This window comes from Streptomyces sp. NPDC021093 (assembly GCF_044333135.1).
In the GTDB taxonomy this organism is placed as follows: Bacteria; Actinomycetota; Actinomycetes; order Streptomycetales; family Streptomycetaceae; genus Streptomyces.
The window spans coordinates 99,542-113,595 of sequence record NZ_JBIRQJ010000004.1 but is presented as its reverse complement, the minus strand read 5'-3'; the positions used below and the strand labels follow the sequence as shown (position 1 = coordinate 113,595).

The following is a 14,054-nucleotide window of genomic DNA, read 5'->3' as shown; positions in this document are numbered from 1 at the left end:
CCGGCTTCTCGTCCGTGCGGCCCCGGTTTCCCGTCCGTGCGGCCCGGCTTCTCGTCCGGGTGCGCCGGCCACGTCGACTTCTCAGCAGATTCACAGGAACGGGAAAGAGTGCTCTCACCGGTCCCGGTCAGGGTGACCGTATGCGGACAGCGAATGCACCCCGGGCGGGCGAGACCCACAGCGGTATCCAAGGCGGTACTCGCGGCGGTACACGCGGCAGTACCCGCAGCAGCACTCGAACCAGTACCCCCAGCGGGTTCGACAGCAGCGGTGACGTACGGGTGCTGGTGGTGGACGACGAGGCGCCGCTCTCCGAGCTGCTGTGCATGGCGCTGCGGTACGAGGGCTGGCAGACCCGCAGCGCCGGGGACGGGGCGACCGCGGTGCGTACCGCGCGCGACTTCCGGCCGGACGCCGTCGTACTGGACGTGATGCTTCCGGACATGGACGGGCTGTCCGTGCTGCGGCGGGTACGGGAGTACCTGCCCGATGTGCCGGTGCTGTTCCTGACGGCGCGGGACGCGGTGGAGGACCGGATCGCCGGGCTCACGGCCGGTGGCGACGACTACGTGACCAAGCCGTTCAGCCTGGAGGAGGTCGTGGCGCGGCTGCGCGGGCTGATCCGGCGGACCGGCGGCCGGGGGCAGGTGGCCCGGCCCGATTCGGAGCTGACGGTGGGCGACCTGCGGCTCGACGAGGACAGCCACGAGGTGTGGCGGGGCGAGGACGAGGTGCGGCTCACCGCGACCGAGTTCGAGCTGCTGAGGTTTCTGATGCGCAACCCGAAGCGGGTGCTCAGCAAGGCGCAGATCCTCGACCGGGTGTGGAACTACGACTTCGGGGGCCAGGCCAACGTGGTCGAGCTCTACATCTCGTATCTGCGGAAGAAGATCGACGCTGGGCGTACGCCGATGATCCACACGCGGCGCGGGGCCGGTTATCTGATCAAACCGGGTGGGTGAGGTGGTACGGCGCCTCGGACGGGCGCTCGGACGGGTGCTCGGGCGCGGGCCGGCCTTCCGGCGCGGGCGGAGGCTGTCGCTGCGGGCCCGGCTCGTGGTGTCCTGCGTCGCGCTGATCGCGGTGGTCGCGGCGGTGATCGGGGTGGTGACGTCCGTCGCCCTGCACTCGTACCTGGAGCACCAGGTGGACGAGCAGTTGAACGCGGCGCTGGACCGGGAGCACGGGCGGGGGCTGCAGTTCGTGGCCGCGCCCGGACAACCGCTCGACACCGTCGGGCTGCGGGACGGGGCGGGGGCCCGGAGCGTGGACGCGGGGGGCACGCGGCTCGATGCGCACCTGAAGCGGTTGGACGCCGCCCAGGTGAAGGCGCTGGCGGGCGTGGCCCGGGACGGCAAGCCGCACACGGTGACGGTGCCGGGGCTCGGCGAGTACCGGGTGATCGCGCGGAACGGGCCGGTGCTGGGACCGGGACCGGGACCGGGGCCTGGCTCTGGGCCTGGCTCTGGGCCTGGCTCTGGGCCGGGACCGGGGCCGGGACTGGGCTACGGGTTGACCGGGACCGGGACCGGGACGGACGCCGACGGCCAGCGGGCGGACGTCGCGCTCGGGTTTCCGCTGGAGGGCGTGCAGGAGACCGTACGTACGCTCGTGGTCGTCGTGGTGTGCGTGACGCTCGCCGCGCTGGTGGCCGCGGGGCTCGCGGGGAACGCGCTGGTGGGCGCCGCCCTGCGCCCGCTGCGGCGGATCGCCGCGACCGCGACCAGGGTGTCCGAACTGCCGCTGGACCGGGGCGAAGTGGCGCTCCACGAGCGCGTACCGCAGGCACAGGCGGATGCGCGTACCGAGGTCGGGCAGGTCGGGGCGGCGCTCAACCGGATGCTCGGGCACGTCGGTTCGGCGCTGGCGGCCCGGCAGGAGAGCGAGACGCGGGTACGGCGCTTCGTCGCCGACGCGAGCCATGAGCTGCGGACGCCGCTCGCTTCGATACGGGGCTATGCGGAGCTGACGCGCAGGGGCCGGGAGGCGGTGGCCGCCGGGCCCGACACGCGGCATGCGCTGGGGCGGATCGAGTCGGAGGCGACGCGGATGACGGGGCTGGTGGAGGACCTGTTGCTGCTGGCGCGGCTGGACGCGGGGGCGGAGGTCCGTCCGGGCGCCAGTTCCGGAGCATCGCTCTCCTGGGAGAGCACCGATCTCGTACCGCTGGTGGTGGACGCGGTGAGCGATGCGCGGGCCGCCGGGCAGGAGCACGTGTGGCGGCTGGAGCTGCCGGACGAGCCCGTGGTCGTACGAGGTGACCCGGCCCGCCTCCAGCAGGTGCTGGTCAACCTGCTGGCCAACGCGCGCACGCACACGCCGGCGGGGACACGGGTCACGGCGCGGGTGCGGGTGCGGGGGGAGGCCGTGGGTCCGGAGGGTTGCTCGGCAGGTCAGGCAGGTCAGGCAGGTCAGGCAGGTCAGGCAGGTCAGGCAGGTTCGGCAGGTCAGGCAGGTTCGGCGGGCTGGGCCCTCGTCGAGGTGCGGGACGACGGGCCCGGGGTCGCTCCGGAGCTGGTGGGGCGGGTGTTCGAGCGGTTCGCGCGAGGGGACGTGTCACGGGCGAGGGTGCCGGCGGAATCGGGTGCGGCGGCCCGCACCGCAGCGAACGCGTCACCCGCGTCCCCGTCATCAACGGGGCTGGGGCTGGCGATCGTGCGGGCGGTCGTGGAGGCGCACGGCGGGAAGGTGGCCGTGGAGAGCGTGCCGGGCCGCACAGTGTTCTCGGTGTGGCTGCCGGTGCGGCTGCCAGTGCGGCTGCCGGTGGAGTTGCCGGTGGAGTGAGGGCCGACGAGTGTGCGCGGCCGGGCCGTCCGGGGAGTTGGGTCAGCCGAACATGACGCTGTGCGGGAGGGGGTCGCCGAAGTCCCGGGCTGTGCCGGGCGCCAGCTCGGAGGGCCCCTCCTCGCAGCCTCGGTCGAGGTACACGGTGGCCCGGGTGTCCGTGGAGTTGACGGCGTGCACGGCGCCCCCGATGAGGAGGAAGCACTCGCCGTTCTCGGGGTTGTCGTTCACGAAGTCGTCTCCGTGCACGTTGGTGTAGGTGAAGTCGCCGGTGGCTGCCTGGGCGCCGGTCGACAGGCCGGTGACCAGGGCGAGCGTGGCGGCGGCGGTGAGCGTGACGCGTCCGAGGCGTGCGAGTGCGCGCATGTGTGAATCCTCCCGGCGGGCGAGAGCCCGCCCGCTGTCGCGATGCGTCCGTACCGACGATCGCCGTTCGGTCCCACAGGTCCTCGCGCAACCTCCCCCTCGCCACACGCCCCGACACCCCGACCACCCCATCGAGCGATCGCTTTCCCGCCACGGACGCCGCCACGGATCCCGCCACGGACCCGGCCACGGACCCCACATGACACATGAGGATCCGAGACTCACAGCCCGCCCACAGCCCCAACACACGCTCACGACAGCAGCCTTGACCAGCCTCTTCCTCCATGAGGCCAGTCACGAGAAGTTCGCCCCGGGAGCTGCCCGCACAGTCGGCGCTGCCCGAGCAGCCAGTGCTGCCCGCCCGGCATCCCATGGGTGCCACGGCCGACGGGACGCCGCTGCTCGACGTCGTCATTCCCGTGCACAACGAGGAGCGGGACCTGGAGCCGTGTGTGCGGCGGGTCCGGGCGCACCTCGCGGGGTCGTTTCCGTACCCCTTCCGGATCACCGTCGCGGACAACGCCAGTACCGACGGGACCGCCGCCGTCGCCGCCCGCCTCGCCCGCGAGCTGCCCGGGGTCGCCTGGGTGCGGATGGGGGAGAAGGGGCGGGGGAGGGCGCTGCGGGCGGTGTGGGAGGCGTCGGACGCGCCCGTGCTCGCCTACATGGACGTGGACCTGTCGACGGATCTGAACGCGCTGCTGCCGCTGGTCGCGCCGCTCGTGTCCGGGCACTCCGACCTCGCGATCGGCACCCGGCTCGCGGGCGGCGCGCGCGTGGTGCGCGGGCCGCGGCGGGAGTTCGTTTCCCGTACGTACAACCTCATCCTGAGGTCCTCGCTGGCCGCGCGCTTCAGCGACGCCCAGTGCGGGTTCAAGGCGATCCGCGCGGACGTGGCGCGGCGGCTGCTGCCGATGGTCGAGGACACCGGGTGGTTCTTCGACACGGAGCTGCTGGTGCTGGCCGAGCGGGCCGGACTGCGGATCCACGAGGTGCCGGTCGACTGGGTCGACGACCCCGAGTCGAGCGTACGGATCCTCCGTACCGCCGTCGAAGACCTCAAGGGGGTCTGGCGGGTGGGGCGGGCGCTGGCCGTCGGCGCGCTGCCGCTCGACCGGCTGGCCCGGCCCTTCGGGGACGACCCGAGGGACCGTGAAATCGCCGCCGTGCCAAGGGGGTTGGCGCGCCAGCTCATCGGGTTCTGCTGTGTGGGGGCGCTGAGCACCCTGCTCTATCTCGGTCTCTACGCGGCCGCGCGCACGGGCGTCGGTCCTCAACTCGCCAATGTGGCCGCTCTGTTGGTGTCCGCCCTCGCCAACACCGCCGCCAACCGCCGCTTCACCTTCCGGGTGCGCGGGCGCCGTCGTGCGGTCAGGCAGCAGGCGCAGGGGCTCGTGGTCTTCGCCATGGGACTTGCCCTGACCAGCGGCTCTCTTGCGGCGCTCGGTGCCGCGACCGGGTCGCCATCGCCGCACAGCGAGCTCGCCGTCCTCGTGGCGGCCAACCTCGCCGCCACCGTCCTGCGCTTCCTGCTGCTGCGCGCCTGGGTCTTCCCCGAGGCGGCGCGCCCGACCCCGGACGGCTCCCGAGCCGGGAACGCCTCCGAGAGGAACTGAACACACCGTGAAACACCCACAGTTGACCGCGCTGCGCCGCCGAGTGACCGCGCTGCGCCGCCGAGTGCGGCCGGGGCTCGCCGTTCTGCTCCTCGCCACCGCCGCCCTCTACCTCTGGAACCTCTCCTCCTCCGGCTACGCCAACTCCTTCTACTCCGCCGCCGTCCAGGCCGGTTCCGAGAGCTGGAAGGCCTTCTTCTTCGGCTCGTCCGACGCCGCGAACTCCATCACCGTCGACAAGCCCCCGGCCGCCCTCTGGCCGATGGCGCTGTCCGTCCGGCTCTTCGGGCTCGGGTCGTGGCAGATCCTGGTGCCCGAGGTGCTGATGGGGGTCGGTACGGTCGCCGTCCTGTACGCGGCTGTCCGCCGTCGCTTCTCGTACGGCGCCGGACTCCTCGCCGGTGCGGTCCTGGCCCTCACCCCCGTCGCCGCGCTGATGTTCCGCTTCAACAACCCGGACGCACTGCTCGCCCTGCTGATGACCGTCACCGTGTACTGCGTGCTGCGCGCGCTGGAGGACGCGCGGACGAAGTGGCTGGTGTGGGCGGGCGTCGCGGTCGGCCTCGCGTTCCTGACCAAGACCCTCCAGGCGTTCCTGATCCTGCCGCCGCTGGCCGTGCTGTACGCGGTCTGCGCGCCCACGGCGATTCGGCGACGCATCGGACAACTCGCCCTGTCAGGCGTCGCGTTGATCGTCTCCGCCGGTTGGTGGGTGGCCCTCGTCGAGCTGTGGCCCGCCTCCTCGCGCCCGTACGTCGGCGGCTCCCAGAGCAACTCCTTCCTGGAGCTCACCTTCGGCTACAACGGCCTCGGCCGGATCAACGGCGACGAAGCCGGGAGCGTCGGCGGCGGCGGCCCGCGCGGCGGTGGCGGCGGCATGTGGGGCGAGTCCGGGATCTTCCGGATGTTCGGTACGAGCGTGGGCGGCCAGATCTCCTGGCTGCTGCCCGCCGCGCTGATCCTGCTCGTCGCCGGGCTCGTGGTGACATGGCGGGCCCGCCGCACCGACACCGCGCGCGCCGCCTTCCTCGCCTGGGGCGGGGCGCTGCTCATGACCGCCGCCGTCTTCAGCTTCATGGCGGGGATCTTCCACGAGTACTACACGGTGGCGCTCGCCCCGTACGTCGCCGCACTCGTCGGCATGGGCGCGAGCGTCCTCTGGGAGGAGCGGCGCACCCCGGCCGCGGCGCTGACGCTGGCCGCGACGGTCGGCGTGACGGCCTACTGGGCGTACGTCCTGCTCGGCCGCACTCCCGGCCATCTCCCTTGGCTGGGCGGGGTGTTGCTCGTCGCGGGCGCACTGGCCGCACTCGGGCTGCTCGCCGTGGGCCTGCTGCCCGGCCGGTTCGTGGAACGGAGGACGGTGCGGTACGTCGCCGTGGGCGCGGCCGGTCTGGGCCTCGCCACCGCCCTCGCGGGCCCGGCGGCGTACGCGGCGCAGACGGTCGGCACCGGTCACACGGGCTCGATCGTGACGGCCGGCCCGTCGACCCGGGGAGGCATGGGCGGGCCGGGCGGTCCGGGCGGTCCGGGCGGCATGCGCTTCGCGGGCGGCGAGGGCCGGGGCCTGTGGCTGGGCGACGGGAACGGGCCACCGGGGGGCAGTGCGGGCCAGGGCGGCCAGGCCCCGCCCACCGGCCAGGCCCCGCCCGCCGGGCAAGCCCCGCCCACCGGGCAGCACGGCATCCCCGAGCGCGGCGGGGGCACCGGTACCGGCGGAGGCACGGGTGCCCCCATGAACGGCCTCCTCGACGGCCAGCACGTCGACCCCGCCGTCCAGGCCCTCCTCACCGCGCACGCCGACGACTACACCTGGGCGGCTGCCGCCATCGGCTCCCAGAACGCCGCCAGTTATCAACTCGCCACCCGCGAGCCCGTCATGGCCATCGGCGGCTTCAACGGCAGCGACCCGTCGCCGACCCTGGCCGCGTTCCAGACGTACGTACGCGAAGGGAAGATCCACTACTTCCTCGCGAGCGGCGACGGAGGCGGCGCCCGGGGCAACGGCGCCCGGGGCAACAGCACAGAGGGAGTAGGCCGAGCCGCCGGCCCCGGCGGCGGGAGCGCCACCTCTGTCAGCAGCTCCATCAGCACCTGGGTCGAAGCCAATTTCACCAAGGTTTCCGCAGGCGGGACCACCCTCTACGACCTGACGGAGCCCCTCTCCCGCTAATCCGCTTTACGATGCGCGAGCAGCTCCTCTACGGTGTAGAGCAAATAGCTTTACACCGTAGAGGAGCATTCCCATGAAGGCGCCGACCGCCGCGAACAAGCCGCCCGATCGACAGGGGGGCGGCCACCCGCAGCGCTGGCTGATCCTCGGGGTCATCTGCCTCGCCCAGCTCACCGTGCTGCTCGACAACACCGTCCTGAACGTCGCGATCCCCTCCCTCACCACCGAGCTCAAGGCGTCCAGCACCGACATCCAGTGGATGATCAACGCGTACGCGCTCGTCCAGTCCGGACTGCTGCTCACCGCGGGCAGCTCCGCCGACCGGTACGGGCGCAAGAAGCTGCTCGCCACCGGTCTCGCGCTGTTCGGCATCGGCTCGCTGGCGGCCGGACTCGCCCAGAGCGCGGGCCAGTTGATCGCCGCGCGAGCCGGCATGGGCATCGGCGGCGCACTGCTGATGACGACCACCCTCGCCGTCGTCGTCCAGATCTTCGACGACTCCGAGCGGGTCAAGGCGATCGGGATCTGGACCACCGTCGCCATGCTCGGCTTCGCGAGCGGGCCGCTGATCGGCGGGTTCATGCTCGACCACTTCTGGTGGGGCGCGATCTTCCTGCTCAACATCCCGGTCGCGCTGCTCGCACTGGTGGCGGTCCTCGCGCTCGTACCGGAATCGAAGAATCCGGCCGGTGACCGGCCCGATCTGCTGGGTGCGCTGCTGTCCACCGTCGGCATGACCGCGGTGGTGTACGTGATCATCACCGGGCCCGAGCACGGCTGGTCGTCGGGACAGGTGCTGGTCTCGGGGGCGGTCGGGGTCGTCGCGCTGGCCGCTTTCGTCCGGTGGGAGCTGCGGGTTCCGTACCCCATGCTCGACATGCACTTCTTCCGCAACCAGCGCTTCGTGGGGGCGGTCGCGGGCTCGATCCTGGTCGCGTTCGGCATGACGGGATCGCTGTACCTGCTGACCCAGCACCTCCAATTCGTCCTCGGGTACGGGCCGTTGGAGGCCGGGCTGCGGACCGCGCCGCTGGCCGTCACCGTCGTCGTACTGAACCTGGCGGGCGTGGGCGCGCGGCTGCTGGCCAAGTGGGGCACGCCGCGGACCATCGCGCTCGGCATGGCGTGCGTGGCCGCGGGACTCGCGGCGATCGCCGTCCTCGGGGGCGGTGGCTACCAGGGAATGCTGGCGGGACTCGTGCTGATCGGCGTGGGCGCCGCGCTGGCGGGCCCGGCCATGGCCAACGCCCTGATGAGCGCGATCCCGCCGGAGAAGGCCGGGGTCGGCGCCGGGGTCAACGGCACGGTCGCCGAGTTCGGCAACGGGCTCGGGGTCGCGGTGCTCGGCGCGGTGCTCAACTCCCGCTTCGCCGCGCTCGTTCCGGCCGCGGCCGGTGCGGTGTCGCTGCCCGCCGCGCTGGCGGCGGCGGGCAGTACGCAGGAGCGCGGGCGCATCCGGGACGCGTTCGCCTCGGGCCTGGAGACCAGCCAGCTGGTGGGGTCGGCGGCGGTGCTCGCGGGCGGACTGCTGGCGGCGCTGTTGCTCAAGCGGGCGGAGGCGCACGACGCGGCGGTGCAGGGCATGGAGCAGGGCGCGGGCCGGAGCGCGGGGGAGGGCGCGGAGGAGCTCTCTGACCGGCGGAGTGCGCCCTCCGCACCCGTACCGCCCGAGTAGTCCTCGGCATACCATCGGCGGGACGAACCGGAACAACACGGTCCGTCCCGCCCGACGGAGCAGAACCGAGGAGTGTGTCCCATGGTGCCCGCGGCCGACCGCGTCAAGAAGCCTGGACAGAGCAGTGTGTGGCTGGACGCGAAGACGCCGCGGAGCGGGGGCGGGAGCGGTACGGGACGTGGCGGCGCCGGCGGGGGCCGCAAGGCCGATCCCGCCGCCCCCGCGCTCGACCGGGAGAAGATCACCGCCGTGACCGTCGAGCTGCTCGACGCGGAGGGCCTCACCAAGTTCTCGATGCGCCGCCTGGCCGCCGAGCTGAACGTCACGGCGATGTCCGTCTACTGGTACGTCGCCACCAAGGACGACCTCCTCGAACTCGCCCTGGACCGGGTGACCGGCGAACTGACGCTGCCCGACCCGGGCGACGACTCCGACTGGCGCGACCAGCTGCGCCAACTCGCCCAGAGCTACCGGGAGATGCTGATCGGCCACCCCTGGGCGGCCCCGCTGATGAGCCGCTTCCTCAACATCGGGCCGAACATGATGCGCTTCTCCACCGCCTCACTCGGCCTGATCGCCAAGAGCGGGGTGCCGCTGGAACGGCAGGGCGGATCGCTCGCCGCCGTCTTCCAGTTCGTGTACGGATACGCCAACAGCGAGGGGCAGTTCTACCGGCGGGCGGCGGAGCTGGGGATGTCCACGGACGCGTTCTACCAGCAGGCGATGGGAATGATCGCCGGGGAGATCGAGTCGTCCGAACTGTTCCGCAGGGCGTCGGAAGTGATGGAGGCACGGGGCGGCGGCACGGTGGCGGAGATGTACGGCCGGGACTTCGAGGTGGCCCTCGACGTACTGGTAGCGGGAATCGAGGCGATGGGCGGGGAGGGTGGCCCCGCTGCCCAAGAGGGCCAGGGGGCAGGCATTTAGGGGCGCGGGGAACTGCGCGACCAGCCACGACGCACCCGCACGACGACCACCATCCCCACCTGCCCCCGCACCCCCGGGCAACTACCCCTGCGGCAGCTCCCCCTGCACCGCCTGCACATCCAGCTCCACCCTCAGCGTCGCGCCGATCGCCGAGATGCCCGCCTGCACCACCTGGTTGTAGTTCATCGCGAAGTCGTCGCGCCGCAGGTCCGCCGTCGCGCGGAAGGCGGCCCGTACGCCGCCCCACGGGTCGGGTCCCGTACCGAGGTAGCTCAGGTCCAGGTCCACCTCCCGCACCACTCCGTGCAGCGACAGCTCGCCCTTCACCGTCCACCGGTCGGGCCCGGCCGGGACCAGCCCCGAGCTCCGGTAGGTGATCTCCGGGTACCTCTCGACGTCCAGGAAGTCGGCCGACTTCAGGTGCCCGTCCCGCATCCCGTTCCCCGTGTCGACGGACGACGACGAGATGACCGCCTCCACCCGCGACTTCTCCACGTCCTCCGCGATCTCGATCCGCCCGCCGAACTCGTCGAACCGGCCGCGCACGCTGGAGATCCCCAGGTGCTGGGCGACCGCGCCCACCGACGAGTGGACGGGGTCGATCGTCCACACGCCGGGCGGCGGCAGCTCCACCCCGCCCTGCCGGGTCAGCACCACGTTGCCCGCGTCGATCCGGCCGGCCGCCGTGACCAGCGCGGTCGAGGCGACGGGTGCGTATCCGACGGCGGTCACGATGACCGTGTACGGGCCGGGTGCCAGCGTCGCCGCGTCCACCACGGCCCCGTCCCCGTCCGCCGCGGCCCGCAGCACCTGGGCGCCCGTCATGTCGGTGACGGTCACCACGGCGTGCTGCACGGCCCAGCCGTCCCGGGTCCGTACCTGTGCGCGAAGTCCCATACCGATACCTGCCTGCTTCTTCCTCGTACGTACGAAACAAAAGCAGGGGGCGGCAGGCCGTCCCCTGCCTGCCGCCCCCTGTGTCCCCGGCTCCGGGGCGCTCCTCCGCTCGGAGAGCGCCCCGTGCCGGAGGTCTGGACTACTCGCCCGGGTGGGCGAGTTCGATGTCGTGCGCGTCCACGCCGCGCCCCGCCACCGTGAGGTTGCCCGCCACCGGCGGGTAGCCGGTCGCGATGACCGTGTACTCGCCCGCGTCCAGGTCGGTGAAGGCGTACGCGCCGTCGTCACCGGTGGTCGAGGTGGAGACCACGTTCCCGGCCGCGTCCATGAGCGTGACGCGTGCGTCCGGCAGCGGCCGCCGTGCGGCACCCGCCCGTACCGTCCCCTGGACCAGGGCGCCCGCCTGGAGGACCGCCTCGACGCGGGTGACGCCCTGGCCGCCGATCTCCACGGGGAGCGCCATCGGGCGGAACCCGGCCGCGTTGACCGCGATGGTCACGGAGCCCGGGACCAGCTCGCCGAAGACGAACTCGCCGCTGTCACCGGACTTGCCGGTGGCGAGGACGTCGCCGCGCACGTCGGTCACGATGACCATCGCGTCCGCGACACCCGTCCCGTCGGCCGCGCTGCGCACCGCGCCGCTGAGGCCGCTGGTGCCCGAGAGCAGGATGTCGTACGCGACGGGTTCGTCCCCGACGGTGACCGTCGACGCCTGCGGCTGGAAGCCGTCGGACGAGGCGATCAGGACGTACGAGCCCGCGGCCGGAGCGTCCAGGGCGTAGCGCCCGTCGTTCTGGGCCACCGCACGGCCGAGCTGACGTCCCGCGAGGGAGATCAGCGTGACCGCCGCGCCGCGTACCGAGGTGCCTTCGGCGGTACGGACCGAGCCGTGCAGGGTGCGTCCGGTGGGCGGGCCGACCGGCAGCGGCTGGGTCACGGGTGCCTCCTCGGCGATGCCGGCGGTGACTCCCGCGAGGCCATCGGCCGCGCTCTCCACCGGCGTCTCGGCCTGGGCCGGTCCGGTGGGGATCTCACCGTCGTGCGAGGTCTTCAGGGCGACCTCCTTGACGAACAGCACCATGATCAGACCGACCAGGGCGATCGGGGCGGCGTAGAGGAACAGGTCCGCGATGCCGTCGCCGTACGCGCTCTCCATGACGGTCCGGATCGGGGCAGGCAGCTTGTCCATGTCCGGGATGCCGTCGCCGGAGCCGCCGCCGGGCGGCAGCTGGATGTGCGCCTTCGCCAGGCCCTCTTCGACGTAGTGCGTGATCCGGGTGGAGAGGACCGCGCCGAGTGCGGAGACGCCGAGCGTGCCGCCCAGGGTGCGGGTGAAGGTGATCAGCGAGCTGGCCGCGCCGAGGTCCTGCGGCTTGACCTGGTTCTGCGAGGCGAGCACCAGGTTCTGCATCATCATGCCGAGGCCGAGGCCGAGGACCGCCATGTAGACGGCGACCTGCCAGTAGTCGGTGTCGTACGCCATGGTGGAGAGCAGCCCGAGGCCTGCGACCAGGCCGACGCCGCCGCCGACCAGGAAGCCCTTCCAGCGTCCGGTCTTGGTGATGACCGCGCCGGAGACCGTGGACGAGATGAACAGGCCCGCGATCATCGGGATGGTCATGACGCCGGACATCGTCGGCGACTTGTCCCGGGCGAGCTGGAAGTACTGGCTCATGAAGACCGTCGAGCCGAACATCGCGACACCGACGAACAGGCTCGCCGCCGCGGTGAGCGCGATGGTGCGGTTGCGGAAGAAGCGCAGCGGGATCAGCGGCTCGGCGACCTTGGACTCGACCAGGATGAAGATCGCGCCGAGCACGATCGACCCGCCGACCATCAGATAGGTCTGCCAGGAGATCCAGTCGTAGTTCTTGCCCGCGAGGGTCACCCAGATCATCAGCAGCGACGCCGATGCGGCCAGGAAGAACGCGCCGAACCAGTCGATCTTGACCTTGCGCCTGACGACCGGGAGCTTCAGGGTCTTCTGCAGGATGACCAGGGCGATGGCCGCGAACGGCACGCCCACGTAGAAGCACCAGCGCCAGCCGAGCCACGAGGTGTCGGTGATGACGCCGCCGAGCAGCGGGCCGCCGACGGTGGCGACCGCGAAGGTGGCGCCGATGTAGCCGGAGTAGCGGCCGCGCTCGCGCGGCGGGATCATCGCGGCGATCACGATCTGGGAGAGCGCCACCAGACCGCCGGTGCCGATGCCCTGGATGACCCGGAAGGCGATCAGGGTCCCGGTGTCCTGCGAGAGGCCGGCCAGCGCCGAGCCGATCACGAAGATCACCAGGGATATCTGGACCAGCAGCTTCTTGCTGAACAGGTCGGCCAGCTTGCCCCAGATGGGGGTGGTGACCGCCATCGACAGCATGGCGGCGGTGACGACCCAGGTGTAAGCGCTCTGGGTGCCGTCGAGGTCGCGGATGATCTCGGGGAGGGCGTTCGACACGATCGTCGACGACAGCATCGCGACGAACATGCCGAGCAGGAGGCCCGCGAGGGCTTCCATGATCTGGCGGTGTGTCATCGGTGCGGCACTGTCGGAGGCAGGGGCGGGCGCCCCGTGCTTGGCGTGGCCGCCCCGCACACCGGTCGGTGTGGTCGTAGCCAATGGAATCCTTGTCCTTTACGCAGGTGTTGCGGGTATCGCGGAAGTCGTGGGTGCGGCGTCCGAGGTGCTGGGCGCGCCGCCCGGAGCGGTGAGTGCGGTGCAGTCGAGCGGCACCGGCGTCCAGGAACGGCAGTCGCCGAAGCTGCTCCGCAGGCGGGCGAGCATCGCGTTGAGCTGTCCGACCTCTTCGTCGGACCAGTCGCCGAGGGTGTCGGCGAGGAACTCGGTGGTGTGCCGGGAGAGCTCGTCCAGGACGGACTTGCCGGCCGGAGTGAGGCGGAGGATCCGGGACCGCTTGTCGTCCGGGTCGGGCGAGCGGTCGATCCAGCCTCGTTCGGCGACATGGGCGACGTGCCGGCTGGTCACCGACATGTCGATGGCCATCAGCTCGGCGAGCCGGCTGAGCCGCATCTCGCCGTTCCGGTCGAGCAGGGTGAGGACGGCGGCGGAAGCGGGTGGGCACTCCAGGGGCAGGATGCGGGCCAGCCCTCGCTTCACCGCTCCGAAGGCGCTGAGCTGGCGGGCCAGTTCCTCGTACTGGCTCTGTGCGGCCACGGCACCTCCTTGAATCTTCATCCGTATCTTGTTGCTTAGGGCAACCATATGAGTAGATGGTTGCTTCAGACAAGTTAATTTCGGGCCTCTGGGGCAAAGGAATCCAAAAGGCTCCCTGATCGGCCGGTCAAGGACCCCGCCGGGGCGTGTAAAGCCGCAGCTCAGGACATATGGGCGCTTGGGGTGTCGCCGAGGGGCCCACCTTCGCTAGGGTCTCGCGCATGGCACACAACCCCCACGCCCCCCAGGGCCAAGGTCCCGAGGGCAGCTACGACCCGGCGGGCAGCACCCAGATGTTCCGCGCGTTCGTGGACGAGGAGCCCGCGCAGCAGGGCCGCTCGCAGCCGGCCGCACAGGCCTCGGGCCCGAAGACCGGGCTGATCGTCGCCGTCGTCGCCGTCGTGGTCGTGCTGGCCGCGGTGGCCTGGCTCGCCCTCGGCTGACCCT

11 protein-coding genes are annotated in these 14,054 nt (G+C 72.0%); 7 read left to right on the top strand and 4 right to left on the bottom strand.

Annotated elements, in window-relative coordinates; translation table 11 throughout:
- Positions 1-140 precede the first annotated feature (140 nt).
- On the top strand, positions 141-962 hold the full coding sequence (locus ACH4SP_RS13010; RefSeq protein WP_398413856.1) for a response regulator transcription factor: 822 nt from the start codon (positions 141-143) through the stop codon (positions 960-962).
- Positions 955-2,784 (top strand): sensor histidine kinase, encoded by a 1,830-nt coding sequence (locus tag ACH4SP_RS13005; protein WP_398413853.1) that lies wholly within the window; start codon positions 955-957, stop codon positions 2,782-2,784. Before ACH4SP_RS13010 ends, ACH4SP_RS13005 begins: the two co-directional genes overlap by 8 nt.
- Before the next feature lie 42 nt (positions 2,785-2,826).
- Here the strand turns inward: ACH4SP_RS13005 and ACH4SP_RS13000 are convergent, their stop codons facing one another.
- On the bottom strand, positions 2,827-3,150 hold the full coding sequence (locus ACH4SP_RS13000; RefSeq protein ID WP_398413850.1) for a hypothetical protein: 324 nt from the start codon (positions 3,148-3,150) through the stop codon (positions 2,827-2,829).
- Positions 3,151-3,434: 284 nt separating this feature from the next.
- Between ACH4SP_RS13000 and ACH4SP_RS12995 the strand changes: the two genes are divergently transcribed.
- The 4 genes from ACH4SP_RS12995 (at position 3,435) to ACH4SP_RS12980 (ending at position 9,541) form a co-directional block, all read left to right on the top strand.
- The gene (locus ACH4SP_RS12995) at positions 3,435-4,766 is read left to right on the top strand and encodes a glycosyltransferase (protein ID WP_398413848.1); all 1,332 of its coding nucleotides are present in this window, start codon (positions 3,435-3,437) and stop codon (positions 4,764-4,766) included.
- A 7-nt stretch (positions 4,767-4,773) separates the two neighbouring features.
- Positions 4,774-6,939 carry an ArnT family glycosyltransferase gene (locus ACH4SP_RS12990; RefSeq protein ID WP_398413845.1) on the top strand — a complete coding sequence of 722 codons (2,166 nt, stop codon included), beginning with the start codon at positions 4,774-4,776 and terminating at the stop codon, positions 6,937-6,939.
- A 73-nt stretch (positions 6,940-7,012) separates the two neighbouring features.
- The gene (locus tag ACH4SP_RS12985) at positions 7,013-8,614 is read left to right on the top strand and encodes an MFS transporter (RefSeq protein WP_398413843.1); all 1,602 of its coding nucleotides are present in this window, start codon (positions 7,013-7,015) and stop codon (positions 8,612-8,614) included.
- A gap of 81 nt (positions 8,615-8,695) precedes the next feature.
- Positions 8,696-9,541, top strand: a complete 846-nt coding sequence (locus ACH4SP_RS12980; RefSeq protein ID WP_398413841.1) for a TetR/AcrR family transcriptional regulator — start codon at positions 8,696-8,698, stop codon at positions 9,539-9,541.
- Between the two features lie 81 nt (positions 9,542-9,622).
- Here ACH4SP_RS12980 and ACH4SP_RS12975 read toward each other — a convergent pair whose 3' ends face one another.
- The 3 genes from ACH4SP_RS12975 to ACH4SP_RS12965 form a co-directional block, all read right to left on the bottom strand.
- Positions 9,623-10,438 (bottom strand): YceI family protein, encoded by an 816-nt coding sequence (locus ACH4SP_RS12975; protein WP_398413838.1) that lies wholly within the window; start codon positions 10,436-10,438, stop codon positions 9,623-9,625.
- A gap of 139 nt (positions 10,439-10,577) precedes the next feature.
- Positions 10,578-13,052 (bottom strand): MFS transporter, encoded by a 2,475-nt coding sequence (locus tag ACH4SP_RS12970; protein WP_398413836.1) that lies wholly within the window; start codon positions 13,050-13,052, stop codon positions 10,578-10,580.
- Positions 13,053-13,067: 15 nt separating this feature from the next.
- Positions 13,068-13,607, bottom strand: coding sequence for a MarR family winged helix-turn-helix transcriptional regulator (locus ACH4SP_RS12965; RefSeq protein WP_398413834.1), 540 nt, complete (start codon positions 13,605-13,607; stop codon positions 13,068-13,070).
- A 221-nt stretch (positions 13,608-13,828) separates the two neighbouring features.
- On the opposite strand from ACH4SP_RS12965, the gene ACH4SP_RS12960 reads away from it, so the two are divergent.
- Positions 13,829-14,050 carry a hypothetical protein gene (locus ACH4SP_RS12960; RefSeq protein ID WP_398413832.1) on the top strand — a complete coding sequence of 74 codons (222 nt, stop codon included), beginning with the start codon at positions 13,829-13,831 and terminating at the stop codon, positions 14,048-14,050.
- Positions 14,051-14,054 lie beyond the last annotated feature (4 nt).

Coding starts and splice junctions, on each gene's coding strand:
- ACH4SP_RS13010 (WP_398413856.1), top strand. CDS start 141: ATGCGGACAGCGAATGCACCCCGGGCGGGCGAGACCCACAGCGGTATC.
- ACH4SP_RS13000 (WP_398413850.1), bottom strand. CDS start 3,150: ATGCGCGCACTCGCACGCCTCGGACGCGTCACGCTCACCGCCGCCGCC.
- ACH4SP_RS12995 (WP_398413848.1), top strand. CDS start 3,435: ATGAGGCCAGTCACGAGAAGTTCGCCCCGGGAGCTGCCCGCACAGTCG.
- ACH4SP_RS12985 (WP_398413843.1), top strand. CDS start 7,013: ATGAAGGCGCCGACCGCCGCGAACAAGCCGCCCGATCGACAGGGGGGC.
- ACH4SP_RS12980 (WP_398413841.1), top strand. CDS start 8,696: ATGGTGCCCGCGGCCGACCGCGTCAAGAAGCCTGGACAGAGCAGTGTG.
- ACH4SP_RS12975 (WP_398413838.1), bottom strand. CDS start 10,438: ATGGGACTTCGCGCACAGGTACGGACCCGGGACGGCTGGGCCGTGCAG.
- ACH4SP_RS12960 (WP_398413832.1), top strand. CDS start 13,829: ATGGCACACAACCCCCACGCCCCCCAGGGCCAAGGTCCCGAGGGCAGC.